At 56.3% G+C, this 380-nt stretch carries 2 pseudogenes; one reads left to right on the forward strand and one right to left on the reverse strand.

The features are described from left to right. Positions 1 to 106 (reverse strand): annotated as a pseudogene (locus EN786_RS39195) (tRNA dihydrouridine(20/20a) synthase DusA); the annotation flags it as partial. Positions 107 to 126: 20 nt separating this feature from the next. On the opposite strand from EN786_RS39195, the pseudogene EN786_RS38400 reads away from it, so the two are divergent. Beyond that, positions 127 to 380: pseudogene (locus EN786_RS38400) on the forward strand (hypothetical protein); the annotation flags it as partial.

Here is a 380-nt window from a genome sequence, read left to right on the forward strand (position 1 = left end):
AGAGCAACGCGCGGCGCGTCAACTGGCGGTGGAAGAACCGGCAATGTCGGTCCGTCCAATCCATCATTGGTGCTACGGCCACTCTATTATATTGATTTTTCGCCATTTTTTCTTTAACATCAAATCTTGGAAACCTGCCAAAGGGCGACCCAAACCGAACGCGAAGTCGACCGCGGCGAGACGCCGACCAAGTCCCGTGTAGAGCGCCTTAAAACTTTCGGCGAACTCGTCGACCTCCATATCGACGACATGTGCGATGTAGGCAACCCCCCTCGCCGCTCCAAGTCCGCCGCCCTCGATCCGCTCCAACTACACCCGGGGAAATGCAATTTTGGGCTCTCGATCGCGAACGGCTCATCCGCATCAATCGTCAATCGGCC

The sequence above is a fragment of the Mesorhizobium sp. M4B.F.Ca.ET.143.01.1.1 genome, from assembly GCF_004792275.1.
Taxonomy (GTDB): domain Bacteria; phylum Pseudomonadota; class Alphaproteobacteria; order Rhizobiales; family Rhizobiaceae; genus Mesorhizobium; species Mesorhizobium abyssinicae.